The organism is Planococcus maritimus, assembly GCF_001592825.1.
Lineage (GTDB): Bacteria > Bacillota > Bacilli > Bacillales_A > Planococcaceae > Planococcus > Planococcus maritimus_C.
In genome coordinates this window covers 532,213-559,205 of the sequence record NZ_LTZG01000001.1, presented here as the reverse complement: position 1 = coordinate 559,205, position 26,993 = coordinate 532,213, and the positions used below count along the sequence as shown (strand labels likewise).

Annotated in this window: 23 protein-coding genes; 17 read left to right on the top strand and 6 right to left on the bottom strand. The window is 47.1% G+C overall.

All coding sequences use genetic code 11. The features are described 5' to 3' along the window. Nucleotides 1-16 precede the first annotated feature (16 nt). The 7 genes from ftsE (at nucleotide 17) to AY633_RS02795 (ending at nucleotide 6,575) form a co-directional block, all read left to right on the top strand. Nucleotides 17-703: a cell division ATP-binding protein FtsE gene (gene ftsE, locus AY633_RS02825; protein ID WP_068486294.1), complete on the top strand. Its 687-nt coding sequence runs from the start codon at nucleotides 17-19 to the stop codon at nucleotides 701-703. After that, nucleotides 693-1,577, top strand: coding sequence for a permease-like cell division protein FtsX (ftsX, locus tag AY633_RS02820; RefSeq protein WP_068463248.1), 885 nt, complete (start codon nucleotides 693-695; stop codon nucleotides 1,575-1,577). Before ftsE ends, ftsX begins: the two co-directional genes overlap by 11 nt. A 111-nt stretch (nucleotides 1,578-1,688) precedes the next feature. After that, a complete protein-coding gene (locus tag AY633_RS02815) occupies nucleotides 1,689-3,203 on the top strand; it encodes a murein hydrolase activator EnvC family protein (RefSeq protein ID WP_068486292.1) in 1,515 nt (504 codons plus the stop codon). 169 nt (nucleotides 3,204-3,372) lie between these two features. Next, entirely contained in the window at nucleotides 3,373-3,960 is a 588-nt protein-coding gene (locus AY633_RS02810) for a peroxiredoxin family protein (RefSeq protein ID WP_068486291.1), read from the top strand. After that, nucleotides 3,960-5,066, top strand: coding sequence for a trans-sulfuration enzyme family protein (locus tag AY633_RS02805; RefSeq protein ID WP_068486290.1), 1,107 nt, complete (start codon nucleotides 3,960-3,962; stop codon nucleotides 5,064-5,066). Before AY633_RS02810 ends, AY633_RS02805 begins: the two co-directional genes overlap by 1 nt. 99 nt (nucleotides 5,067-5,165) lie before the next feature. Then, nucleotides 5,166-6,305, top strand: coding sequence for a PDZ domain-containing protein (locus AY633_RS02800; RefSeq protein WP_068487849.1), 1,140 nt, complete (start codon nucleotides 5,166-5,168; stop codon nucleotides 6,303-6,305). Between the two features lie 12 nt (nucleotides 6,306-6,317). Beyond that, the gene (locus tag AY633_RS02795; RefSeq protein WP_068463237.1) at nucleotides 6,318-6,575 is read left to right on the top strand and encodes a CsbA family protein; all 258 of its coding nucleotides are present in this window, start codon (nucleotides 6,318-6,320) and stop codon (nucleotides 6,573-6,575) included. 12 nt (nucleotides 6,576-6,587) lie between these two features. On the opposite strand, the gene AY633_RS02790 is transcribed toward AY633_RS02795, so the two are convergent. Together AY633_RS02790 and AY633_RS02785 are read right to left on the bottom strand one after the other, a co-directional pair. Further along, complete coding sequence (locus tag AY633_RS02790; protein ID WP_068486289.1) at nucleotides 6,588-6,896, bottom strand: AzlD domain-containing protein; 309 nt, start codon at nucleotides 6,894-6,896, stop codon at nucleotides 6,588-6,590. Next, on the bottom strand, nucleotides 6,896-7,588 hold the full coding sequence (locus AY633_RS02785; protein WP_068486287.1) for an AzlC family ABC transporter permease: 693 nt from the start codon (nucleotides 7,586-7,588) through the stop codon (nucleotides 6,896-6,898). The genes AY633_RS02790 and AY633_RS02785 overlap by 1 nt, the downstream gene beginning before the upstream one ends. A gap of 160 nt (nucleotides 7,589-7,748) precedes the next feature. On the opposite strand from AY633_RS02785, the gene AY633_RS02780 reads away from it, so the two are divergent. From AY633_RS02780 to AY633_RS02750, 7 genes are all read left to right on the top strand, one after another. Then, nucleotides 7,749-8,363: a TVP38/TMEM64 family protein gene (locus AY633_RS02780; protein WP_082799206.1), complete on the top strand. Its 615-nt coding sequence runs from the start codon at nucleotides 7,749-7,751 to the stop codon at nucleotides 8,361-8,363. 74 nt (nucleotides 8,364-8,437) lie between these two features. Continuing rightward, complete coding sequence (gene addB / locus AY633_RS02775) at nucleotides 8,438-11,914, top strand: helicase-exonuclease AddAB subunit AddB (protein WP_068486283.1); 3,477 nt, start codon at nucleotides 8,438-8,440, stop codon at nucleotides 11,912-11,914. Then, complete coding sequence (gene addA, locus AY633_RS02770; RefSeq protein ID WP_068486280.1) at nucleotides 11,892-15,497, top strand: helicase-exonuclease AddAB subunit AddA; 3,606 nt, start codon at nucleotides 11,892-11,894, stop codon at nucleotides 15,495-15,497. The genes addB and addA overlap by 23 nt, the downstream gene beginning before the upstream one ends. 10 nt (nucleotides 15,498-15,507) lie before the next feature. Continuing rightward, on the top strand, nucleotides 15,508-16,686 hold the full coding sequence (locus tag AY633_RS02765) for a DUF418 domain-containing protein (RefSeq protein ID WP_068486279.1): 1,179 nt from the start codon (nucleotides 15,508-15,510) through the stop codon (nucleotides 16,684-16,686). Between the two features lie 43 nt (nucleotides 16,687-16,729). Continuing rightward, nucleotides 16,730-17,629 carry a fumarylacetoacetate hydrolase family protein gene (locus AY633_RS02760; protein WP_068486278.1) on the top strand — a complete coding sequence of 300 codons (900 nt, stop codon included), beginning with the start codon at nucleotides 16,730-16,732 and terminating at the stop codon, nucleotides 17,627-17,629. 68 nt (nucleotides 17,630-17,697) lie between these two features. After that, a complete protein-coding gene (locus AY633_RS02755; RefSeq protein WP_068486277.1) occupies nucleotides 17,698-18,072 on the top strand; it encodes a YisL family protein in 375 nt (124 codons plus the stop codon). 244 nt (nucleotides 18,073-18,316) lie between these two features. After that, on the top strand, nucleotides 18,317-19,768 hold the full coding sequence (locus AY633_RS02750; protein ID WP_068486275.1) for an alpha-amylase family glycosyl hydrolase: 1,452 nt from the start codon (nucleotides 18,317-18,319) through the stop codon (nucleotides 19,766-19,768). 85 nt (nucleotides 19,769-19,853) lie between these two features. On the opposite strand, the gene AY633_RS02745 is transcribed toward AY633_RS02750, so the two are convergent. The 3 genes from AY633_RS02745 to AY633_RS02735 are packed head-to-tail and all read right to left on the bottom strand — an operon-like array spanning nucleotide 19,854 to nucleotide 22,877. Next, a complete protein-coding gene (locus tag AY633_RS02745; RefSeq protein ID WP_068486274.1) occupies nucleotides 19,854-21,185 on the bottom strand; it encodes a CoA-disulfide reductase in 1,332 nt (443 codons plus the stop codon). 14 nt (nucleotides 21,186-21,199) lie between these two features. Next, nucleotides 21,200-22,051: a DegV family protein gene (locus AY633_RS02740; RefSeq protein ID WP_068486273.1), complete on the bottom strand. Its 852-nt coding sequence runs from the start codon at nucleotides 22,049-22,051 to the stop codon at nucleotides 21,200-21,202. Nucleotides 22,052-22,064: 13 nt separating this feature from the next. Then, entirely contained in the window at nucleotides 22,065-22,877 is an 813-nt protein-coding gene (locus AY633_RS02735) for a Cof-type HAD-IIB family hydrolase (protein WP_068486271.1), read from the bottom strand. A gap of 136 nt (nucleotides 22,878-23,013) precedes the next feature. Here AY633_RS02735 and AY633_RS02730 point away from each other — a divergent pair, with 136 nt between their 5' ends. From AY633_RS02730 to AY633_RS02720, 3 genes are all read left to right on the top strand, one after another. Further along, on the top strand, nucleotides 23,014-23,781 hold the full coding sequence (locus tag AY633_RS02730; RefSeq protein ID WP_068486269.1) for an alpha/beta fold hydrolase: 768 nt from the start codon (nucleotides 23,014-23,016) through the stop codon (nucleotides 23,779-23,781). Nucleotides 23,782-23,849: 68 nt separating this feature from the next. After that, complete coding sequence (locus AY633_RS02725; protein ID WP_058383381.1) at nucleotides 23,850-24,158, top strand: metal-sulfur cluster assembly factor; 309 nt, start codon at nucleotides 23,850-23,852, stop codon at nucleotides 24,156-24,158. Between the two features lie 139 nt (nucleotides 24,159-24,297). After that, nucleotides 24,298-26,430 carry an ATP-dependent Clp protease ATP-binding subunit gene (locus AY633_RS02720; RefSeq protein ID WP_082799163.1) on the top strand — a complete coding sequence of 711 codons (2,133 nt, stop codon included), beginning with the start codon at nucleotides 24,298-24,300 and terminating at the stop codon, nucleotides 26,428-26,430. A 243-nt stretch (nucleotides 26,431-26,673) separates the two neighbouring features. Here AY633_RS02720 and AY633_RS02715 read toward each other — a convergent pair whose 3' ends face one another. Next, a complete protein-coding gene (locus AY633_RS02715) occupies nucleotides 26,674-26,856 on the bottom strand; it encodes a YjzD family protein (RefSeq protein ID WP_068486267.1) in 183 nt (60 codons plus the stop codon). Nucleotides 26,857-26,993: the final 137 nt, after the last annotated feature.

Below are 26,993 nucleotides of genomic sequence, written 5' to 3'. Positions count from 1 at the left end.
AATAGGTGGTTTATAAATGATACAAATGAAAAATGTCTATAAAAAATATCCGAACGGTATTGTGGCACTCAATGGTTTGAATGTTGAGATTGACCAAGGCGAATTTGTCTATATCGTTGGGCCAAGCGGAGCCGGTAAATCGACGTTCATCAAGATGATGTATCGGGAAGAACGTCCATCTTCAGGGCAAATGCTGGTCGATGGAAAAGATATCGCCAAATTGAAAAACCGGAAAGTTCCTTTTCTGCGCCGTGATATCGGTGTCGTATTCCAGGATTTCAAATTATTGCCGCGCTTAAATGTTTATGAAAATGTTGCCTTTGCATTAGAGGTTATCGAGGAGAAACCTCGAATCATCAAAGATCGTGTCATGGAAGTATTGGACATGGTTGGGTTGAAGCATAAAGCGAAAATGTTCCCCCGTGAATTGTCCGGTGGTGAACAGCAGCGTGTATCTATCGCCCGTTCCATCGTCAATACACCGAAAATCATGATCGCCGATGAGCCAACAGGCAACCTTGACCCTGATACATCGTGGGATATCATGAATCTTTTCGAACAGATCAATTCGACAGGGACGACCATTATCATGGCGACCCACAACCGAGAAATCGTTAACAAATTGAGACATCGCGTTATCGCTATTGAAGGCGGGCTGATTGTACGCGACGCAGCCGGAGGTGATTACGGCTATGAAGATTAGAACATTTGGCCGCCACATCAAAGAAAGCCTCAAGAGCCTCGGTAGAAATGGCTGGATGACGTTTGCATCTGTCAGCGCCGTTACAGTTACATTGCTGCTTGTGGGAGTATTTGTCATGATTATGATGAACTTGAACAAAGTAGCCGATGACCTCGAAAATGATGTCGAAATTAAAGTCTTCGTTTCTCTCGAGGCAGAAGAAGAGCAAATTGCTGAACTCGAGGAAGAGATATCCGGGTTGAGTGGCGTCGAATCAGCCGATTTTTCAACGAAAGAAGAAGAATTGACGGATCTCGTACTCGACTTTGGCGAAGAACTGAGCCTATTTGAACAAAGCAATCCATTGTTTGATGTGTTCTATGTAAAAGCGACAGAACCTCAACAGACAGAAGCGGTAGCAAACGATATTGCTGCCCTTGAATATATCGAAGACGTAGAATACGGGGAAGGGAAAATTGAAAAACTTTTCAATTTCTTGAACGCTGGGCGCAATGTCGGCCTGGTCCTCATTTTAGCTTTGTTGTTTACAGCGATGTTCTTGATATCGAATACGATCCGCATTACCATTGTGGCGCGTCGTACCGAAATTGAGATCATGAAACTTGTCGGGGCAACCAATTGGTTTGTCCGTGTACCGTTCATTCTAGAAGGCATGTGGCTAGGAATTTTGGGTTCTATTATCCCAATCGGCCTTGTCGTGCTGCTATACCAGAAAATTACGGAGTTCGTACAACCTCGACTAAGCGGAGAACTTTTCCAACTGCTGGAGTTTTCACCTTTTATTTACCAAGTGAGTGCATTGATCTTGGCGATGGGTGTCTTTATCGGAATCTGGGGAAGTTTTATGTCCATTCGCAAGTTTTTACGTGTATAATCAATCAAAGGCCTATGGTCGCATGTTAACCATAGGCCTTAAGCTTACATAAATTAGGAAATAAAATACAGACATAGAAAAAGAACGTAAATCCAAAGGGGGAAAACGAACTTGAATTCGAAGTCTAAATGGATACTATCTGGTGCTTCATCAATTCTAGCTTTATCATTGCTGCTGCCTACTGCGCATGCAAATAGCAGCAAATTGGATGAATTAGAAGAAGAGCAACAGCAAGTACAAAGTGAACAGAAAAAATTGGAAAAAGAACGTAAGGAATTAGAAGAAAAAGAAGAAGACTTAAGCTCGGGGATACAAGAGAAGGAAGGCGAGATTCAAGAAACGTCTTCAAAGCTCGATAGCATTGTTTCGGAAATCCAACAATTGGACAAGAAAATGCAAGAAACCCAGTCGAAAATTGATACTGTGCAAGCGGAAATTGACCAGACGAAAGAAGAAATCGATGAGTTGAAAGAAGCAATCGAAGAACTTGAACGCAAGATTGATGAGCGTACTGAATTATTGAAAGAACGAGCTCGCGCGATTCAAATGGGCGGAGGCTCGGTTGAGTACATAGATGTCTTATTAGGTGCCAATAGCTTTATCGATTTTATCGACCGTGTTTCAGCCGTCAATACGTTAATTGAGGCTGATCGTGACATCATGCGTGAGCAAGCCGAGGACAAAAAAGAATTGGCTGCTAAAAAAGAAGCGGTTGAAACAATTCTTGCCAACCAGGAAGAACGCCGCGCTGAACTGGTTTCATTGAAAGCTTCATTGGATAGCCAAAAAGAAGAACAGGCAGGTTTAAAAAAACAAATGGAAGCAGAGCAAAAACGCTTAGCTTCAGAAAAAACCAATTTAGAAGCACAACACGAAGAAGCGCTTGAAGTCAGCGCTGAAGTGGAAAAACAAATCATGGGACAGCAAGCTCGCATGGCGAAATTGGCTAAGGAAGAAGAATCTGAACGTGCCCGTATCGCGGAGGCTGAACGTAAAGCCGCAGCCGAAAAGGCAGCAGCTGAAAAAGCAGCAGCGGAGCGTGCCGCAGCAGAGAAAGCGGCTGCTGAACGAGCTGCAGCCGAAAAAGCTGCAGCTGAAAAAGCCGCAGCCAAAAAAGCAGCAAGTAAATCTTCATCAGCAAGTGCCAGCGCTGCAAGCCCGGCACCAACTCCAGCGCCAACGCCGACACCGACACCAGCTCCTGTCGTCAAGCCAGCAGCAAACTTTGTCATGCCGGCATCCGGCCGTCACACATCTGGGTTTGGTGGACGTGATATCGGGGACGGTGCTGAGACGCATCTTGGATATGATATCGCCAACTCTCCTGGAACACCTATCGTGGCTTCAGCTGCCGGCTATGTCTCCTATGCCGGGTCGATGAACGGATATGGGAATGTTATTATTATTAACCACTCGATTAACGGGCAACCTTATGCGACTGTATATGGCCATCTAAATTCGATTGGAGTATCAGTCGGACAGAAAGTTGAACAGCGCCAATATATTGCAGGCATGGGCAACACCGGCCGTTCGACTGGGCCTCATTTACATTTTGAAATCCATGTGGGATCTTGGAATGGAGCGCGCAGCAATGCTGTGAACCCAGCCAACTATCTTTCTTATTAATCTTAAAATCCGTCAAGGCAACTTTCTCCGCTCCAGAACATATGGAGTTTTGGGAAGAGGCCGTGGCGGTTTTTTTATGGACACAATTTGTTACGGGATAATTCCGGTGAATTTAGTAGCAAGTAATCGTTTGTTTATCGTATGATGGTAATGGAATGGAGTGAAAACAATGTCGAAAAAAATGATCGGGCTCCTAATAGCCGCCATCGTGGTCATCATTCTTGCGGTATGGGCAGTCTTTGACAGCCAACAAGAAGACCGTGCATTGAATAAAATGGCGCTTGGCAGTACGGTCGATTTTCTTCCGACCGATGAAGGCTTAGCGAAAGGCGAGTTGGCCCCTGACTTCGAATTGACGACATTGGCAGGAGAGGATGTGCGCTTATCGGATTACCGTGGAAAAGCGGTCATCCTTAACTTCTGGGCGACATGGTGTCCACCTTGCCGTGCAGAAATGCCTCATATGCAGACGTTCTATGACAAACAGCAGGAGCAGGATGTCGAGGTGGTCGCTGTTAACTTAACGACAGAAGACCGGGGCATGTCGGAAATCGAAAAATTTGTCGAAGAATTCGGCTTGAGTTTTCCAATTCCGATGGATGTAGACGGAGACATTGGTGCGCTTTACCAAGCGTTTTCGATACCAACTTCCTATATCATAGACAGAGAAGGCCGTATACTTCATAAAATCGTCGGCCCGATGGACGAAGACATGATGAATGGATTTATCGACGAAATCAATGAGGGGGAATCATAATGACATCAATCGACACGAAATCCGTACACACAGCAGGCGTAGAAGAGCGGACAATCCGCCCGAAAGTCATGCCGCTTTATCAAACATCGGCTTTCTCTTTTTCTTCGTTGGAAGAATTGGAAGGCTATTACGAAGGAAATGGAACGTATCTCTACACCCGGACAGCGAACCCGAATACAGATGCACTTGGACAAACGGTTGCACAGCTTGAAGGGGCACCGAGAGGCGTGGCTGCATCTTCTGGCATGTCAGCGATACTTGCTGGAATCTTAGCTGTTGCCCAAGCAGGAGACCATATCCTTGCTGCTGAGGATGTCTATGGCGGAACTTTCCATTTATTGAAAGAAGAATTGAAAAGGCTCGGCATTACCGTGCACTTCGAAGATTTTTCGGATATCGGCACGATCGAGCAAATGCTTGTTGATTTTCCTGAAGTGAAATTAATCGTCAGTGAATCGATTACCAATCCATTTCTGCGAATCGAAGATATCGAAGGCCTTGTCCGTTTGAAAAATCAATACGGCGTGAAAGTGATGATCGATAATACCTTTGCAACACCTTACACATATACGCCTTATGCTCAAGGTGTGGATTTAGTCGTACATAGCGCAACCAAATATCTCGGTGGACATAGCGATGTCACTTCAGGGGTATTGGTCGGAGATGAATCTTTGATCGAAGAAGCCACAAAACGCGTGGTCAATCTCGGCATGAATTTAAGCCCGTTTGAAGCATGGTTGACCATTCGTGGCATTAAGACTTTAGCGTTGCGGATGGAGAAACAGACTGCCAATGCACAGGCGATTGCTGATTTTCTGCAAGACAAAGCGCGAGTATGGTATCCAGGAAAAGGCGCCATTGTTTCGTTTGAATTGCCTGAGTCGATGGATATCTCCACTTTCTTCTCTTCACTCGGTTGGATCAAAATCGTTCCGACCTTGGCTGGAGTCGAGACCACAGTATCGTATCCATTCGGCACATCGCACCGCGCATTATCGGCGGAGGAAAAAGCACGTATTGGCGTGACCGAGCGGGTCGTCAGGCTGTCTGCTGGCATCGAAGGCACTGAAGATATTCTTGGGCAGCTGAAACTGGCATTCAACTGATTGAAAAAGGTGTAGGGCTATCCCTGCTTCTTTGGTACAATGGAAGATAAGTTCATTTAGCTTAAGGATGGTGTCAGTGGAGTGTTAACGGATTTTTTGATGGCAATCGCCATGTTTTTTCTCAACCCTGTTTTTTATGTCGCATTATTTGCTGCGACGATGCTTGGATATTTTCGCGTTAAAAAAGAACGCCGGATTTTCCGTACGCGGATTGTGTACGGCGGGACGGAATTCAAGCGCTTATTGAAGGATGGCTGGCTATATGCATTGATCTTATCGGTGATCGTCGCAGCGGCCGGGTTAGCAGTACCGATGGAGTGGCTGATTGCGCTTAGCATCATCAGCATAATTATCATGCTGAGCGGATTTTATCATCTGGCTTCTTTTATTTATTTAGCGGGAGCTGCAGCAGCAATCGTTTGGTTATTCGAAGCTAGTAATTGGAGTCTCAATCTTGGATTCGCCGAAATGGCTGGTCGAAGCTTTTCGGACGGTTGGCTCATTTCAGTCGCTTTGATTTCAGGGATTGTCCTGTTTATCGAAAGCCGTATGATCGACAAGTCAGCGGCAGCAGCCGCTTCGCCGCGCCTGCATAAATCGGCGCGTGGCTTGCGTGCAGCTGCCTATATTTCCCGCCGGTTATGGCTGATCCCGGCAGTGCTGGTCGTGCCAGGAGAAATGATTTCTGAATACGCACCGTATTGGCCGCAGCTGCCGATTGGAGAATCGGCCTTTTCCTTCATCTTGTTCCCAGTCGTATTCGGGTTCCAAGGCCGCAGTAAACGTACCTTGCCTGTTTACTTGTATCCGAAAATCGCCAAATCGGTTGCAGGGTCGGCTGTCTTGACGATTGTTCTTGCCCTATTCGGTTTTCTTTGGCAGCCGATGGCAATCATCGCACTTGCAGCTGGTACAGTGTTCCGTTTAGGCATCAGCGTGTATTATGCGCAAAAAGAGCGTAGCGGGAATTATACAGTGACTCCACAAGCGCAAGGTGTCATGATCATCGATGTGCTGCCGGGCTCGCCTGCAGAAAAAATGGGGCTTGTGCGCGGGGAAATCATCCGCAAAGTAAACGGCACCACTGTGACGAATGAAACGGAACTATACGAAGCCATCCAACTAAACGCGGCGCATTGTCGCTTAGAAGTAATCGACCACAACCTGGAAATGCGTCTGCGACAACATGTTGTCTTCCGTCATGACCACCATCGTCTAGGGCTCTTGATTGTCGAGTAAGGAGAGAAAAATATGGAGTCAATGGTGACTAAGTTTTTCCTATCGCTATTTGTGCCCGGGCTTCTTGTGATCCTGTTTACGCGCGTGACATTCAACCATTATGTCGGCCTCATCTTGACCGTAGCATTGATTGCAGCGGCAGTGTATGCCGGCTTCACTCATACGTGGCTATTGTTCATTGTCAACGCCGCTTCATTAACAGCTGGTTTCTGGTATGCGAGCAATATGTATCAAAAAAGAAAAAAAGCCGAAGCTCATGAAAATGAGTGACGGCTTTTTTTCTTATCCGAACCAAAGTCCATATATGGAAAGTATAGCGATCGTCCCAAGTATGACGAAAATTACATTCGCTCCGGCAATTGCGATGGCAAATGCAGAGGCGACACCGATCACGCCGAACCAGATGTTTTCCTGAATGAAGAACACAGCCGGAAAAATCAATGCGCCAAGTACGGCGTACGGAATATTGCGTAATACATTCTGCACCACTTCTGGCAATTCACGGCCTTCCAAAAAGGTTAACGGGATAGCACGTGGAATATAGGTAACGATAGCCATTCCAAAAATCATCCACCAGATCCAAGCACCCATCAGGCGGCAACTCCTTTCCGTGAAATTAGTTCAATGATGATTGCTGAAGCGAGAGTCGACACCATAATGGCCCAGCCGGTGGACAGCCAGCCGGTGAAGAAAAATAGCGAGTTGAATAGGGCGGCGATCAATGCCAGGCTGACGACTTTGCGGTTGCCTTTCATCGACGGCACAAGCAAGCCGACAAACATTGCATACAGGGCGATGGACATGGACGCCTGCAGAAAAGCTGGGAGGCTGGCGCCAATCAAATGGCCGAGTGCAGTGAACAATACCCAACTTCCGTAAGATATGACAATGACGCCAGCTGCAAATGAAGTTCGGATTTTATGGCCTGGTTGTGTGGCGAGCACCGTAAAAGTTTCATCGGTAATGCCAAACGCATACAGCGCTTTTTTCCAACGGGCGGCCGGCTCCATTTTTTCGTTCAATGCTGCCGTCATCAAAAAATGGCGAATATTGACGATGAACGTGTTGACGACGATGAGCGCCGGGAGTACACCGGCTGTGATGAGGGAAAGTGATATGTACTGGGCGGCACCGGCAAAAACGAAGATGCTCATGGCCGTCGCTTCGATGAGAGACAAGCCTGTCGTTTTCGCCAACAGCCCAAAAGTCAATGCGACTGGGAAATAGCCGATGGCGATGCTCGCGCCGGCTCTAATCCCAGAAGAAAATCCGTGTTCCTTCAATTTGTTCCGCTCCTTTGGCCGCAAGTATTTCTCTTTTCCAAAACGGGGAAAAGAGTGTAAAGTAATTATAATAGCATAGCATATTTTTTCCTGTTATTAGATTCATAATTGAAAAATCACGCAATTTAAAAGGACTGAGCCTATGTCGGATTTTTTTACGATGGAAAACATTGTCGAGTTAACGCAATCTTACCGGGCATTTGGTCCGTTCATTGGATTTTTGCTGCCGTTCATCGAATCGTTTTTGCCGTTTTTGCCATTATTTGTGTTCGTTTTTGCGAATGCCACTGCGTACGGTTTATGGCTTGGCTTCCTCTTATCCTGGGGCGGGGCGGTCGCTGGATCATATACAGTCTTTTTGTTGGTCCGAAAATTTGGGCAAGCGCGCTTCATGAAGTTCATGACGCGCCACCAGAAAGTGGAACGGCTTATTCATTGGGTAGAGCGCAATGGCTTCGGTCCATTATTCTTGCTGCTGTGTTTCCCGTTTACACCATCAGCACTCGTCAATCTAGTGGCAGGCTTATCGAATATTAGCCGCCATTATTATCTATTGACCTTGATGGCCGGGAAGTTTGTCATGGTTTTGACCATCTCGTACGTCGGCTATGACATCCGGGCATTATTCACCCAGCCGGTCCGAACAGGCATCGTGATCGCCGTCATCGTCTTGTTGTATATCATCGGGAAAATTCTGGAGAAGCGGCTCAACAAAAGAGTTGAAGCCGATTTCAAGAGAGCAAAGGAAGAACGTGAAAAAGAACGGCTATCTTAACAGGAAAGTCGTTCTTTTTTATCGTTTATAGTACAATAAGAACAAATGTTCTTTATTGAGAAGGGGTGCATTATATGTCTCTACGCATTGTTTACGGGCGTGCAGGAACTGGAAAAACCCGCTTTGTCCAAGAGGAAATCGCCGATAGTTTAAAAGACCAAGCGGACGGTGATCCGATATTTCTCATTGTTCCCGACCAAATGTCGTTTTCTACGGAGTATCGGTTGTCCGCTGCATACGGCATGAATGGGATGATCCGTGCGCAAGCCGTCACATTCAAGCGGCTTGCCTGGCGTGTGTTACAAGAAGTTGGCGGAATCAGCCGCAAAGAAATTGATACATTTGGCTACCGCATGCTAATCCGCAGTTTGCTCGAAGAACATAGAGATGAATTTAATTTGTTTCGAAGAGCGGCAGGGAAGCGGGGCTTCACTGACCAGATTGAACAATTGATCAAGGAATTTTCCCGTTATTGCATCGATTGCGATGAACTCGGCACCATCCGTTCATCGCTAGAAACAGCTGGGGCACCTAGGACATTGCAGGACAAGGCTGCAGACCTGGAGCTCATCTTGCTTGAGATTGACCGCAGACTTGGCAAAGTATTCGTGGATTCCGAAGGCCACCTCGGATTGTTAAGTGAGAAAATCCGGCACTCAGAAATGATCAAGCAATCGGTTATTTACATTGACGGGTTTGTCAGTTTTACAGCACGTGAATTCCAAATCATCGAAGAGCTGCTGAAGCATGCCAAATCCGTGACGATCGTCTTGCCGATGGACGATGCGAGCAGCGCCGAAGACGAGCAGTCGTTATTCTATCAATCGGCCGTTACAGCAAGCCGTTTGACGGATCTCGCCGCAGCGGAAGGAATCGAGCTAGAACCAGAGGTCTACTTGAGAGAAACAAAGCGCTTCAACAATGAAGAGCTAATGCATGTCGAACGCTTTATTGAAACTTTTCCCGCTCCTTCCATTCAAGGCCAAGGAGCCGTCGAATTAGTCGAAGCGTCCAACCGGCGCGCTGAAATCCACGAACTTGCCCGGTCGATCCGCCAACAAGTAATGGAAGGCTCCCGCTATCATGATATTGCGGTGCTGTACCGACAGCCGGAAGTGTACGACGAATTGATCAATACCATTTTTCCACAATACGAGATTCCTTATTTCATCAGTCAAAAAAAGTCGATGCTTCATCATCCGTTGATCGAATTCAGCCGCTCTGCACTCGAAGCCGTCATCGGAAATTATGCATATGAACCGGTTTTTCGGGCATTGAAGACGGACTTGTTCTTCCCAGAAGGCAATGTCACGAAATGGCGGGAACGGGGAGACCAGCTGGAGAATTTCGTTCTGGCCAATGGCATCTACGGCGAACGTTGGTTTGACGATAAGCGTTGGGTCTATAAAAAATACCGCGGACTCGAATTCCATTCAGGCATCCAGACTGATGAAGAACTGGCGCTGCAAATGGAATTGCAAACCGTCCGCGATGTCGTCCGCGATCCACTTGAACGTTTGAAAAATCGACTCAACGATTGCGTGACCGGCCGCGATTTTGCCACTATCTTGTTTCAGTTTGTGGAAGAACTCGATGTCTATTCGAAAATCCAATTGTTGAAAGACCGTGAAGAGGCCGACCATCAATTGCTTGCCGCAACCGAGCACGAGCAGGCATGGAATCAATGGGTTGGCGTGCTCGACCAATTTGTCCTGATGTTCGGAGATAAAGAACTGGGCCTCCAAAGCGCCGCGCGCATTCTCGATGAAGGCTTCGAAACTTTGGAATTTTCCCGCATTCCGCCGTCACTTGACCAAGTGACGATTGCCAAAATGGACTTGGCACGCTTAATGGATATCCGCTCGGTCTTTATTATTGGTGCAAATGATGGGGTCTTGCCGCAGCGCATTGAACACGAAGGGCTTTTGACCGATACGGAGCGCGAGTGGTTCCAAAAAATCGGAATCGAACTTGCCCCGAGTTCACGCATGCGTCTGATGGACGAAACGTATATGGCCTATCGCTCATTCTCTTCGGCTTCCGACCGGCTGAGCGTCTCTTACCCGATTGCGGATGAGGAAGGGAAAGCTTTGTTGCCTTCGTTATATATTAGGAAAATCGCCGATTTGCTTCAGCTTGAGCCGAAACTGGCAGCGATTGGCCCAGAAGAGCTGCATGAGCCAGACGCTTTGGAATATATTAGTCATCCACGTGCGACGCTTTCCCACCTGGCTGCCCAAATCAGAAGCGGAGAGCTAACGGGACATTGGCAAGCCGTGCTCGATTATTACAGGGAAGATCCGCTTTGGTCGTCGATCATCCAACAAATATTCAAGCCTTTAAGCTACACGAAAGCTGAGAGATTATCGGAAGGGACCGCTGAATCCCTCTACGGGGCACCGATTGCCTCGAGCGTTTCTCGTATCGAGACGTATCATAGCTGCCACTTTGCCCATTATGCGGCTTATGGTTTGAAACTTGAAGAGCGCAGTCACTACCGACTGGCGGCTCCAGCGATGGGAGATTTATTCCATGCGGCCATCAAATGGATTTCGGACGAAGTAATGCAACTGGGCGTTTCCTGGTCATCGTTAAGCAAAGAACAATGTGCAGATCTCGCCAAGCGGGCGATCGAACAATTATCGCCTTATTTCGTTAACCAAATCTTGCTGAGTTCACATCGTTATCGCTATATCCAATATAAACTCGAGGGCATCATTCGCCAAACGGCATTCATGTTAAGCAAGCATGCACAAGTGTCGGGCTTCGTGCCGGTCGCCCTTGAAGTTGGATTTGGCACAAAAGAAGCGATTCCACCGCTCGATATACCGCTTGAACGCGGCCGCAAAATGAATGTCAGGGGACGCATCGACCGTATCGATTCGACTGATATTGGCGGTAAGCCTTATTTGCGAGTCGTCGACTATAAATCGTCCAAGCAGGGACTGGATTTAGGCGAAGTGTATCACGGCCTGGCATTGCAAACTTTCACGTATTTGGATGTCGCCTTGACCCATTCCAAACGCTGGCTAGGGGAGCAGGCGGAACCGGCTGGCGTGTTGTATTTCCATATGCACAATCCGATGCTCAAGATGACAAAATTATTAACGGCTGAAGAGTTGGAAGAAGAACTCGCGAAGTCGTTCAAGATGAACGGCCTCGTCGTAGAAGATCCAGAAGTCATTCAGGCGATGGACGACCAAATCGACGGTTATTCGAATGTCATACCCGTCCGTCTGAATAAGAACGGATCGGTCTCCAAAGGCTCGTCGAAAACGGTCGAAAAAGAAGACATGGAAACCATTCGTGAATTTGTCAGGAAAAAACATCAAGGCGCAGGGAACGGGATTCTAGATGGCCGTACGGACGTTTCCCCGTACCGCTTAAAAAACGATACGCCATGCCAATTTTGCAACTTCCGCGCGGTATGTCAATTCGATCCGAGTGATCCCGACCAGACATACCGGAAATTGCCGGTATTGAGTTCTGAACAGGCAGTTGAGAAAATACGCAAGGAGGTGGGTCGTGATGATACCGAAAAAACCGAATGATGCCACATGGACAGACGAACAATGGCAGGCGATTTGGGCCAAAGGGCAGGACATGCTTGTATCGGCTGCGGCAGGCTCTGGGAAAACGGCTGTATTGATCAATCGGATGATTGAAAAGGTACTGGACGAACAAGATCCGATATCGGTCGACGAGCTATTGGTCGTGACCTTTACGAATGCCTCTGCAGCGGAAATGCGCCACCGTATGTCTGCGGCTCTCGAGCAGGCGGTTGCTGCACAGCCAGAATCTGTTCATCTGAAAAAACAGCTGAGGCTGATCAATAAAGCTCAAATTTCGACTTTGCATTCGTTTTGCTTGCAAGTGGTGAAGCAATACGCCTATCTATTGGAAATCGATCCAGGATTCCGTATTGCGGGAGATACCGAAGCGGCCTTATTACGAGACGATGTGATGGAAGCAGTGCTTGAATCTGCTTATGAGGGCGAAGGGCGCGATAAGGTTTACAGGCTTGCGGACAGTTTTACTTCCGACCGCAGCGACCAGGCCATGGAGATTTTACTGGGTAAATTATATGATTATTCACGTGTGCACCCTAAACCGGAGGCTTGGCTTGAACAATTGCCGCAGCTCTACGATGTATCGGAACATGCCACAGTTGACGAATTGCCGTTCATGAACGATTTAAAAATGACGATACGTCACAGTTTTGAGGCGGCGCTCGATTTACTCGATGAAGGCTGGGAGTTAACTACGCAGCCGGATGGTCCTCATATCTTGGAAGAGAATTTCAGGATGGATGCCACGCTGATCCGCGCCGCACTCGACGCTTTGGATGAGTCTTGGGCGTCGCTTCACGCTTATGCACGAAACATTAAATGGGAACGCTTGGCTTCCGTGAAAAAAGATTCCTGCGACCCGCAGTTAGCGGAAGAAGCGAAAGCACGGAGAAACGAAGCAAAAAAGCTGTTTAATGATGTGAAAGAGAGTTATTTCACCCGCGCACCTGAACGACTGCTTGGTGAGATGCGTGAAATGGCACCGCTCATGAGAACATTAGTTGATTTAACGAAGCGCTTTGCAAAAGATTACAAAGCCTTGAAAATCGATCGCGGATTGGTGGATTTTTCGGATTTGGAGCATTATGCACTGGAAATCTTAAGCGAGGACGGGAAACCTTCAGCGATAGCACAAGAATACCGAACACGCTTCAAGGAAGTCTTAGTCGATGAATACCAAGATACGAATATGCTGCAAGAAACGATACTTGGCTTGGTGAAGTCCGGTACAGAACAAGATGGCAATTTGTTTATGGTTGGGGATGTGAAACAATCGATCTACCGTTTCCGCTTGGCGGAGCCGATGCTGTTCCTCGGCAAGTATTCCCGCTTTAGCCGGGAAGCGAAAGAAACGGGCCTGAGGATTGACTTGAACGCCAATTTCAGGAGCCGCAAAGAAGTGCTCGATGGCACCAATTACATTTTTTCGCAGATTATGGGAGAACGCGTCGGCGAAATCAGCTACGACGAAGATGCGGCATTAAAGCCGAAAGCGCCCTATCCTGAAGCGGATGTGCCGATCCACTTGACGCTCATCCATGAACCGGAAACCGAAGAAGGCGAAGACGTATCTGTGGATATGGATAAATCGCAATGGGAAGCTCGCTGGATTGCACAGAAAATCCGCCAAATGACGGATGCGGGAACGCTTGTGCACGATCCATGGAGCGGCAAAGAGCGTCCGCTTGAATATCGTGATGTGGTTGTTTTGATGCGTTCAATGACTTGGTCCAGTGATTTTTCCGATGAATTTAAAGCGGCCGGTGTACCTTTATATGCGGAATTGAGCGGCGGTTATTTCGATGCACTCGAAGTGATGATCATGCTCGATACATTGCGTGTTATCGATAATCCGTATCAAGACATTCCGCTTGCCGCCGTTTTGCGGGCGCCGTTTTTCGGCCTTCAGGAAAACGAGCTTGCAGCAATTCGCTTAGCTGATGCGAAAGGCACTTTTTACGATGCGTTAAAAGCGTTTATCCGCACCGGCACCATGGAAGAAGCTACACGCCTCAAGTTGTCGCGTTTTACTAATAGCTTGCAGAAGTGGCGTGATTTGGCGCGAAGAGGCTCCTTAGCAGAGTTGATTTGGAAAGTGTATTTGGATACGAATTATTACGAAATGGCGGGTGCCATGTCAAATGGCAAACAGCGCCAAGCTAATTTGCGTGCTCTTCATGACCGTGCACTAGAATACGAACAAACCGCTTTTCGCGGCTTGTTCCGCTTCCTGCGTTTTATCGACCGCATGCGAGAACGCGGAGATGACCTTGGGACTGCCAAATCATTGAGTGAAAAAGAGAACGTCGTCCGGCTGATGACCGTCCACAAATCGAAAGGCTTAGAGTTTCCTGTGGTCTTTTTCGCAGGGACCGGACGGCCATTCAATGAAATGGATTTCCATAAACCGTATTTATTCGACCAGCAATACGGACTCGCGGTCAAGGCTGTTAATCCGGAGACGCGAATTGAATATACGTCGCTGCCGTATCTGGCTGTCAAAGAGATGAAGCAGCTACAAATGAAGGCGGAAGAGATGCGCGTCTTATATGTAGCCATGACACGCGCGAAAGAACAGCTTTACTTAACTGCTTCGGTAAAAGATATTGACCGCTTACTTGAAAAGTGGAAAACGACTTCTGGCGATCTGCTATTGCCTGATTTTAAACGCTCGCGTGCAAAATCGTATTTGGATTGGATCGGTCCGGCTGTCTCGAGGCATCCTGATGCACAGCAACTGCACACGGGTGGTGAAGTGATTGAGCATCATTCGCGTTTTGACATTGATATTGTCGAGACCGCTTCTTTAGAAGAGCCGCAGCCTGTACTGGAAGCGCCGGAAGACCGTCCAGAAGCCGATGCCGATGCCGCATTGATCTACAGCCGTTTCGATTTTTCCTATCCCCACCAGGCTGCTGTTGAAAAGCGTTCTAAGCAGTCGGTAACCGAAATGAAAAGGCTGCAGCTTTTGCAGAGTTTGGATGAGCCCGAATCATTTATCCAAGAATATCAACCGAAAACACAGAAAAAGGCGCCTCATCGCCCAGACTTCTTGATGGACAGAAAACTGTCCGCAGCAGACGTCGGAACGGCTGTCCATACGGTTATGCAGCATTTACCATTTGAACGCCGGATGGATCTAGCGGAAATCCGTCAATTTTTAGAGGAATTGGCAGGGCGTGAAATTTTGACAGAGGAAGAAGCGCAGGCGGTCAGAGCCGAACAAGTCGAAACCTTTTTCGATAGTCCAATCGCACAGCGCTTGATGGCTGCAGAGGATGTCAGAAGGGAAGTTCCTTTCACGTATGCCCGTGCTGATGAAGACGGGGATTATCAAATTGTCCAGGGGATTGTCGATTGCCTGTTTAAAGAAAACGGGGAGTGGGTCTTGCTTGATTACAAAACCGATCAAACCCGCGGAATGGGCAATGTTCAATCAGTGATGAAAGAGCGTTACGCCATCCAATTATCCGTTTACCAAGAAGCAGTGGAAGCCATTTTGCGCATTCCGATAAAAGAACGCGTTTTGTATCTCTTCTCTTCAAACGAAGAAGTGAAAGTCTAGGAGGATTATTTTGAAATTACAGCCGACCACTTTACGTGAACGGGTGGATGCCATTGATTTGATGAGGGGGTTCTCGTTATTCGGAATTCTGCTCATCAATATGCTGGCATTCCATTCGCCTTTAAGTTACATCGATCCGTATAAATGGTTCAGCAGCAATATGGACCAAACTATATTCACCGGCTTGGATATATTCGTCCAGGCAAGCTTTTACCCGCTATTTGCCATGTTGTTCGGCTACGGCTTGATGATGCAATTTTCGCGGGCTCAACAACACGGTCAACCGTTTGTTCCACTAGCCGTCAAGAGACTGGTGATCTTGTTGGCATTTGGGATTATTCATGCGTTCTTTATTTGGTACGGGGATATTTTAATCACCTACGCTTTGATGGGATTGTTGTTGATTGGCATGCTGAGCTTGCCTGCCAACTGGCTATTGGGGCTTGCTTTATTAATCTACGCATTGCCTCATTTGATGTTCACGGCCATTATGTTTATTTCGGTCATGGCAGATCCTAATATTTATATTGGGTACCAAGAAGCCGAACAATCGATTGCGGCTTATGGCTCAGGGAACTTCGCAGAAATTTTCAGCAGGCGGTTGACGGATTGGTATTATGGCAACAATCCATTCAGTTTTATTATATATGCCGTCACCATCTTGCCATTGATGATGGTGGGGGCAGCCGCAGCCAAATGGCGAATGATTGAAGAAGTTGCCACTAAGAAAAAAACGTGGTTGCTACTGGCCTTCAGTTCGCTTGTAGTCGGCTTGTTGTTGAAATCCACTCCTTACTTATTCGACACCAATTATGCCTTTCAATATGTCCAGGAAATATTCGGGGGGCCGTTGGTAGCGGTTGGGTATGCGGGGATCATCGCATTATTATCAATGAACCTGAACTTCATGAGGGCTTTGTCTCCGTTAGTTAAAGCAGGCAGGATGTCGATGACGATCTATCTCACACAATCCATCATCGCGACCTCGATCTTTTATTCCTTTGGACTTGGCTTGTATGGCCAAGTGGATTTACTGACGGGAACTTTGATCGCCCTTGGCATTTTCGTTGTTCAATTGATTTTTGCAGAACTGTGGTTCAGCAAATTTAAGCGTGGCCCGATCGAAATGATTTGGCGCCGCTGGACTTACGGAAGAAATTTTGAAAAAAGCAACAATTCAAAACGATGAATGTGTATAATGAATGCAATCACAGAAAAGGAGTGTTTGACGAATGAAACTTTTATCGTTTCGCTTACATGGAGAAGAACGTTTTGGACCTAAGGTAAAAAAAGAAGAAGCCGTATGGGATGTCCTTGCTATCCAACAGCAGTTGAATGTCTTGCCGGAATTTCCTGCAAAGCTGATTGATGGAGTGTCACAAGGAATGGAGTTTGTGGAACAGATCCGCAAATTGACAGAAGCGGCTGTCCAATCGGAAACCCCTGAGCAATTCAAACACTCTTTTTCGGAAATCGAATGGCAGGCACCTGTCCCAAGACCTCCGAAGAATTTTATCTGCATTGGCAAGAACTACGCTGACCACGCCGAAGAAATGGGCGGACAAGCACCAGCAGATATGGTTGTTTTCACGAAAGCACCGAACACGGTCGCGGCAGACGAAGAAAAGGTCTCTGCACATGCAGATGTCACCGATTCATATGACTACGAAGGTGAACTAGCTGTTGTCATTGGCAAGGCGGGCCATAAAATTCCGAAACAGCTCGCTTACGATCACGTGTTTGGCTATACCATCGCGCTTGACTTGACTGCGCGTGACCTCCAGGAAAAGCATCAGCAATATTTCCTAGGGAAAAGCTTGCCAGGTTCTTGCCCGATGGGTCCATACCTTGTCACTAAAGATGAAATTCCGCAATCGCAGAACCTGTCTCTTGTGACGAAAGTAAATGACGAAGTCCGCCAGAATGGCAATACGGAAAACATGATTCGCCGTGTCGATGAACTGATTGCCGAAATCTCCAAATCAGTAGCACTCGAACCGGGAGATGTCATCCTGACTGGCACCCCAGCTGGCGTTGGCAAAGGATTCAATCCGCCGAAATTCTTGAAAGCGGGCGATACAATCAAAGTATCGATTCAGTCCATCGGTACACTCGTCACACATTTGTCATAAGGAACAATCACTTTCTATCGTCCTGCGTGTGGTAAACTTGAGGGGACTATATTAAATGAGGTGAGATTTTGGGATTTTTAACTGATACAACGCATCTACACATTACCATGTGGGTAGTGGGCATCGTACTTTTCCTCGTGGCTGCGTTTATGCACCGCGACAGCAAGGGACGTAAAATTGTCCACATGATTACAAGATTGGTGTATGTTTTAATCATTATTACGGGACTGACATTGTTCGTTGCGCATTCTTCATTCGACGCTATGCTCTACGGCTTGAAATTCCTATTCGGCCTATTGACCATCGGCATGATGGAAATGGTGCTTGTGCGTGGCAAGAAACAAAAGCCGGTCACTTTGTTCTGGGCCTTGTTTGCAGTATTCTTGCTTGTGACTTTGTTCCTCGGCTTTAAATTGCCGATCGGTTTTAACTTCTTCGCATAATTGATGCATTTCAACCAAATAATACTGCACGGTCTATGTTGGTGTTTACCGACTGGGACCGTGCAGTTTTTTTATTGGGTTCTAAAGAACAAGCTTGTGGGATTCGTTGGGAATTTCACAGTTTGGACGAAACTTGCCATAAACAGCCGCGCTTTCACGAATACGACATAGCGGCAGCCAGGTGAGTTTGATAAAATAGACCGGGTGAGCATTATCTAGGCCTCATTGAAGGAGGAGTACGGACTTGAAGAAAAAAATGATGATTTGGGCGTTGGCAGCAGCGTTGCTATTGCCGACAACTGCTGGTGTGGCAGCTGAAGAGACCCGCACAATCGAAGACGAAAGCATCTACGACGTCCTCGTAGACCGCTATTTCAATAAACAGATTCAAAACGATTATGCAGTGGACGCCACCGATCCCGCTGCATTTAGCGGGGGAGATTTCGCAGGGATGGAAAGCGAACTGGCGCATGTCCGGGATATGGGCTTTACGATGCTGTCGGTCGGGCCAGTATTCCAGACTGCAAGCTATGATGGGCGCCAAGTACTCGACTATAGCCAATTGGAACGCCATTTTGGAACAGCGGAAGAGTTTCAGTCGTTGATCGAGGAAGTGCATGAAGGTGAGATGAAAGTGATTGTCGACTTGCCAACGCAAGAAGTGAGCGCAAAGCACGTATGGGTGCAAGAACACCCTGAATGGTTTACTGAAAATGAAAATGAGACGCTATCGCTCGATACAAGCAACGAAGAAGCACAGCAAGCTTTAATTAAAATGTTCGCTGACTTCCGCGATACATACGCAATTGATGGCGTTCGCCTGTTAAATGCTGAAGCACTGGATCCGGTATTTGTCGAAACCTTTTCTGCTGATATAAAGCAGAAAGAAGAATTTTATGTGCTGGCAGATGCAGAAATGGATAATCAAGCTGGATTTGATGCGGTCGTGCAAGCGGGGGTAGAACAAACTCTCCGCGACAGCTACCGCAATTTTGATCAGTCTTTGGCTGAGGTTCCTGAATTGATGCAGCAAGCAGATGGTAAATTAATCCGTGTTGATTCACTCGACGGTTCACGCTTTACATTCGATATCGTTGAATCAAGAGGCTATCCGCCAACACGCTGGCGTATGCTATTTTCACAATTGCTGACGATGCCGGGAGTTCCGGTCGTCCAGTACGGTTCTGAAACGGCGATGAACGGTGAAGCCTTGCCGGAATCCCATCAAATTTTGGACATGGCGGTTGAAAAAGAATTGATCGATCACATCACCAACTTGAACTCCTTGCGTAATTCATCTGAAGCATTGCGCACAGGGGATTTAGAAATGCTCCATGAAGAAGAAGGATGGATGGTTTATAAGCGTTCGAACGACGAAGAATCTTGGATCATTGCAATCAATAACTCTTCCGAAACAAAAAGTTTGAGTGTGGCGCCGGATGTCGTTGGCGAGGGAATGGAACTTCGGGGACTGTTTGAAAGCGATATTGTCCGCCCAGATGAGGATGGACAGTACCGCCTCACATTAGACCGGGAATTAGTGGAAACTTACCATATCACTGAAAAACGAGGGCTAAATACGGCTTATATCGTCACTCTAGGGCTAATGTATTTAATTTTCATGGGCTTTTTATGGGTTGTCTGGAAAAAAGGCAAGCAGCGGAAAGCTGATGAAGCGGCCAAACAAACTAAATAAACAAAAGGCTGTGAGCAGGTTCCTACCTGTCCACAGCCTTTTTTGCATGAAAAAAAGCACCTGTTTCCAGGCGCTCTCAATACAATTAGTCGAAGGCTTTATAGCCGATCATATTGACAGGATCTTTTGGCGAAGAAAAAGGGGGAGCATAGCATAGCTCGAGCGCCTGCAAGTCATCAATGGTCAATCCACCGAAAATGGCTGTCGCTAGGACATCAATGCGCTTGTCGACGCCTTTTCCGCCAACGCATTGCGCGCCTAAGATTTGTCTCGTTTCAGGATGATAATGGACTTTTAAAGTCAGTTTCTCATGCTCCGGGTAATACCCTGCGTTCGAATTTCCCGTATGTGTGACTGTTTGGGCGTTCAGCCCTTTTTCTTTGATCGCTGTTTCCGTCAATCCCGTCATCGCTGCGTCCAAACTGAAAACTTTCAAGGCGGAAGTGCCAAGCAAACCCTTTTTCGCAATCGGATTGCCGACAATGTGCTGCGCGACGAGAAAAGCCTGACGGTGTGCGGGCCAAGCGAGTGGTACGCGTTTCGGGTCTCCGGTTATAAAATCGAAATTCTCCGACGCATCCCCGATAGCATAGATGGATTCATCGTCGGTCTGCATAAACTCATTAGTGCGAATGCCCCCGGTTTCCCCTAAACTGAGTCCGGCACTTTCAGCAAGTATCGTATTCGGTTTTAAGCCAATGCTCATAAGGACGAAATCGGCTTTCAAGATTTTTCCGTCTGACAAATAGACATGTCGATCATCAATCTTGTCGATGACGGTTTCCGTATGCACCCGGACATTGTTTTTCTCCAGTTCAGCATGCAAAAGCTGTGACAGGTCTTTATCCAAAATCGACAAGATAGCACTCGACTTATGGACGAGATCGACTTCTAGGCCGAGATGCTTCAGATTTTCCGCCATTTCAAGCCCAATGAATCCAGCTCCAGAAATAACACAACGTAAAGGCCTCTCTCTTTGGATGTAGGAATGGATGTCTTGCATATCACCATAGCTGCGCAGCGTGAATACATGCTTTTGCTGTGAGCCTTCAATATCTGGCCTGATGGCATTGCCACCGGGCGATAGGATCAAAACATCATAGGAATCGTGAAACTCTTCGCCGGTGTTTAAGTTGCGGACAAGTATTTTTTTCTTAGCGCGGAGTATTTTCACGACTTCGTGTTCAAGCCTAACCTTGATATTTCGTTTGTGCTGGAATTTCTCCGGATCGGCCATCAGGAGCGAAGTTTCGTCTTCGATGACCTCGCCAATCACGTAAGGCGTCCCGCAAGCGGCATACGACATGGTCGAATCCCTGTCGTAAATAGTAATGCTCATTTCTTTATCGTAAAAACGGAGTTGGCCCGCTGCAGTCGCACCACCGGCTACCGCACCGACTACAAGAACTTTTTTCATCAACAATTCACTCCTTAATCGGTTTGGTTAAAGAAGAATAACGCAAGTGTACCAGGTCCTGTATGGGCCCCGATCACGGAACCGATCATATGAATTTCGATGTCTTTTGGATGATAGGCGGATTCGATTTCGCCTTTTAAAGCCTCAGCAAATTCCATATCATCGGCGTGGCTAATGGCGATAATTTGCTGGTCCAAATTGCTTCCGCGTTCTTTCATCAGCTCGATCATGCGCTTGATGACTTTTTTACGGCCGCGCAATTTTTCAATTGGCACGAGTTTGCCGTCTTCCACGTGAAGCAAAGGTTTAATATTCAATAAGCCGCCAACAAATGCACTGCCTTTTGAAATGCGGCCGCCTTGTGCCATATAATCCAAATCTTCAACTGTAAACAGGCTCTCGAGATGATTGGCCTTGAAACGCACTTTTTGAATAATCTCGTCGTAGCTTGCGCCGGCGTTGCGTAAGTTCACCGCTTCTTTGACGAGCAGCCCATAGCCAAGTGAAGCCGCTTTGGAATCAATGATCGTCAAGTTCAAGTCAGGATATTCCTCTCGCACTTGGCCTGCAACCATGACCGCTGTTGAATAGGTTCCAGACAACTCTGAAGAAAAAGCGATATAGCATCCGGTCTCCCCATCTTTCGCTAATTGTTCAAATGCCTTGAGCATTTCTTCAGGAGAGGCTTGAGAGGTTTTTGGATGGACGCCTGAGCGAATAGCGTCATAAACTTTCATGGAATCGATCGTCCGGATATCTTCATATTCTGCCTCGCCAATATGGACACGCAAAGGGAACAGGACGACCTGTTCCTGTTCAAAGAAATCTTTCGGTAAATCAGAAGCGCTGTCTGCAAACAATCTCACAAAATTTCCCCCTTTAAAGTTTCAGTTTCAAGCGGTCCATCAGTAGTTCAGCGATGCCGTCTTCGTTATTCGTTAAGGTGATTTCATTGGCGATATTCTTTAGAGGATCAATGGCATTGCCCATAGCGACTCCGACACCTGCAAAATCCAGCATTTCTAGATCGTTGTCTTCATCTCCGAAAGCAATAATATGCTCTTTGGCGATGCCGAGTGATTTCGACACACGGTCGATGCCGACAGCTTTGTTCATGCCTGCCCGGACCAGTTCAATGACATGCCACGGTGCGCCCCAGCGGCGGTGGTCAATAACTTCAGCATGCACTTCCGACAAATGATCATGGATGGCGTGTACTTTTTCATATGGCGCATGGATGAGCATCGAAGTGGGGTCGGTTTTCAAATAATTGCGCAAATCGCCAGTTGTGATACTTGGATCTCCGAAGTTGAAGATGTCCATGAGTTTCTCGTCGTGATGGTGAACATAGACATCATCCATCACTTCTGCGACAATGTTATGAAAATCAAAAGCGTGCATCGATTCAACAACTTCATGGACGACATCCAAACCGATTGGCGTATGGTGCAATCCCCAATGTTTATCATCAGGGTGGTGGACGAAAGCTCCGTTGAAGTTGACAATCGGCGTATTGAGGCCAAGTTCCCGGTAATAGATTTCACTTGCGCGATATGGCCGTCCTGTAGCGATCATGACTTGGTGGCCATCTTTTCGTGCTTGGTTCAAAATTGCTTTGGTTTTCGGTGAAATGACTTTTTGGTCGGTCAATAATGTACCGTCCAAGTCGAGTACGATTAAATGTTGTTTCATATAAAAATCCGGCTCCCTTCTATCTCTCTTCAGTTTAGCGATAATAGAGGCTATCCGTCAAAAAAAGCCGACGACGATGCCTGAATTTGCGGGAACGAAGAAAAATTGGTAGGATTTAGGGTGAGGAGTGAAGCGCATGAAAGTAACTAATGAATTATGGGGAAGCATCCCAATCTTACATATAACACCAGAAGGCCATAAAGAAGGGCCCTTGCCAACGGTCATTTTCTTGCACGGGCATACAAGTGCGAAAGAACATAATCTACATTATGCATGGCAATGGGCACAGCAAGGGGTACGTGTCATTCTGCCGGATGCTTTGCTTCACGGGGAGCGTGATCAATCGCTCGATGAAGTCCAAATCAGTTTGCGTTTTTGGGAAATCGTTTTGACTTCTATTGAAGAACTCGGGTTTATTCACGCGGAATTGCATAAACGAAATCTTACTACAGGAGAGCCAGCTGTTGGAGGTACATCGATGGGCGGAATCACGACGCTCGGCGCTTTGACTGCCCATCCTTGGATCAAAGCGGCAGCAGTCATGATGGGGTCCGGAAATTATGTAGAACTGGCAAAAGCACAAATGAGGCAGTACGAGTCTCGTGGATTTGATTTGCCACTGACGGATAATGAACGAGAAGGGATGCTTCAGGCTCTGTCGCGTTTTGATATTAGCTTGAACCGCCAAGCCTTTAACGGCCGCCCGGTCTTTTTCTGGCACGGCGTGAAAGACCCGACCGTTCCGTTTGAACCGACCAACCGACTGTTCCATGCGCTGCAGCAAGATTATGCGGCGTATCCTGAACGCCTGTCGCTTATGAAAGAAACAGAGGCAGCGCACGCAGTCAGCCGAAAAGGGATGCTTGCTGCAACTTCTTGGATTACTGCGCGCTTAACAGAATAAGCAAGTCGATTTCATTTCGCTTAGATGTTTGGTAAGATAAGCATTAACAGGAAAAGGAGGGATTCCAAATGGATCAAGAAACAAAAGATTATCTATTAGGTGCACTCGAAAATGTCATCGACCCAGAATTGGGTGTTGATATCGTCAATTTGGGCCTTGTATATGATGTGGAATTATCCGAAGACGGTTTTTGCGTGGTCACTATGACACTCACTTCAATGGGATGCCCAATGGGGCCGCAAATCGTCCAGATGGTCAAAACATCCTTATATGAATTGCCGGAGGTTGAAGAAGTCGATGTAAAAATCGTCTGGCAGCCTGTCTGGAGCAAAGATCATATGTCGCGCTATGCTAAAATGGCGCTCGGCGTTCGATAATAGAACCGTAAAAAAGTCGCAAGGAGAAAAATTCCTTGCGGCTTTTTTTATGAGCATTTCCGTTGCAAAAGGGCGCAGGCGGACATATAATCTAATTAGTCAAAGATAGTCAAACTAATTTTGAAGGAGCGTGATTCGATTGGTTCAATTCCAAAATCCAAACGATCAGCAGAAATCGCCATTGGAACAATTCGGCCGCAACCTGGTCGAACAAGCCCAGTCCGGAAAAATGGATCCAGTCATCGGCCGCGACCAGGAAATCCGCAATGTTATCCGGATTCTTTCGAGAAAAACAAAAAACAATCCGGTACTGATCGGTGAACCAGGCGTCGGCAAGACAGCAATTGTTGAAGGGCTGGCACAGCGCATCGTCCGAAACGATGTGCCGGAAGGGTTAAAGAACCGTGTCATTTACGAACTTGATATGAGTGCGTTGATAGCAGGTGCCAAATACCGCGGGGAGTTTGAAGAGCGGCTGAAAAGCGTATTAAAGCAAGTAAAAGACAGCGAAGGGCAAATCATCCTCTTTATCGATGAAATCCATACCATCGTCGGCGCAGGGAAAACAGAAGGCGCAATGGACGCCGGCAATATGCTCAAACCGATGCTTGCGCGCGGCGAACTGTATTGCATCGGGGCTACGACATTGGATGAATATCGTATGCATATCGAAAAAGATGCAGCACTTGAGCGTCGTTTTCAGCAAGTGATGGTACGTGAGCCTTCTGTCGAAGATGCTGTGTCAATCCTGCGCGGATTGAAAGAACGCTTTGAACTTCACCACGGCGTGCGTATCCATGACCGGGCGATCGTTGCGGCAGCTGCGATGTCGGACCGGTATATTACGGAGCGTTTCCTGCCAGATAAGGCAATCGATTTAATCGATGAAGCATGTGCCATGATTCGCACGGAAATCGATTCCATGCCACAGGAACTTGACGAAGTGACACGGCGCCTTATGCAGCTTGAAATTGAAGAACAGGCACTTCGCAAAGAGAAAGACGAAGCGAGTAAAAATCGGCTCACTGCGCTGCGAGAAGAGATTAAAGAGTTGAAAGCGTCCTCTGAAGGCATGCAGCAGCAATGGAACGCAGAAAAACAATCGCTTCAGAAGGTCCAGCAAAAACGTGAACAACTGGATCAGTATCGCCGCCAATTGGAAGATGCGGAAAACAAATACGATTTGAATACTGCGGCAATGCTGCGCCACGGGAAGATTCCTGAACTCGAAAAGGAACTAAGCGCAATGGAAGTGGAACTTGCAGGTGATGGAGGAGAACGCTTGCTTCGCGAGGAAGTAACCGAAGAAGAAATTGCTGGTATTGTCGCCCGTTGGACGGGGATTCCGGTGACCAAATTGGTTGAAGGCGAACGTGAAAAACTATTGCGACTTGGTGACACGCTGAAAGAGCGCGTTATCGGGCAGGACAGAGCTGTCGAACTCGTGACAGAAGCGGTTTGGCGTGCACGTGCCGGCATTAAAGATGAGCAAAAACCAATTGGCTCATTTATTTTCCTTGGCCCGACCGGTGTCGGGAAAACGGAACTCGCCAAATCGCTCGCTGCGAACTTATTCGATTCGGAAGACCATTTCATCCGCATCGACATGTCTGAGTATATGGAAAAGCATAGCGTGTCGCGACTTGTCGGTGCGCCTCCGGGATATATCGGCTACGAGGAAGGCGGGCAATTGACAGAGGCGGTTCGCCGCAATCCTTATTCCGTCGTGTTGCTCGATGAGATCGAGAAAGCCCATCCCGATGTCGCGAACATCTTGCTGCAGATTTTAGACGACGGGCGCATCACTGACAGCCAGGGGCGTCTCGTGAATTTTTCCAATACCGTCGTCATCATGACATCGAATATTGGTTCCCAGCATATCGGCACCAGCAGCCAGCACGATACGGAAGATATTGTCATGATGGAACTGCGCAAGCATTTCCGTCCGGAACTATTGAACCGAATCGACGATATCGTCATTTTCCATTCATTGTCTAATGAACATTTCTATGGCATTGCCAAGAAAATGATCGGTGAACTGGCTGAACGAATGAAACAACAACAAATTTCTTTGGAAGTGGATGATGCGGTTATCGATTACATCATTGAAGCTGGTACGGACCCTGTATTTGGTGCACGCCCGCTGAAACGCTTTATCCAGCGTGAAATTGAGACGCGCATCGCTAAAGAATTGATCAAAGGAGACGTCACTCCAGGCTCTACATTGAGAGTATCGATGGACGCTGATAAACAATTGCTTATCACTGTATAAGAGAAGGCTGATGTCCATTGCGACGGACACTTTCCGCGGGCACGGTTTCAGCCGCTTCCCTCGCTTTTGCTCAGTCAAGGGTTTTCAGCTCGCACTGTCCCTGCAAGAGTCGCCGTCTCCATTCTTATCAGCCGTTATGAATCTTGAAAAAGGCATTTACAAGCTAGCCCCACTTTAAATAGCCGTCGAAAAGATCCAGCCAAATAAAAACGGAAGCCACAAAGGCTTCCGTTTTTATTGTGATCAATATTCTTTTGCTGCTTCTTTCGGGATGATAGCATCCATCACGATGACCAATACAGTGACTGCCACTGCCATGATGACACCGATCGGGAAGTCGAAGGGCACGTTTTGTACGGCACTTACTACATAATTCAACATGGAAATAATAAGGACAGACCAGAAAAGAGTTCCGATATATTGCATCTGTTTTCACCTCTATACATAGAATAACTAGTTTTATCATAGCATAAGGAAGCCTTTTCAGAAAGAAAGTTTCGCGCGTTTCGAAAGTTTTTGTCGGAAATATGTCGCCAACTTGAAATCGATTGGAAAAGGGCGTA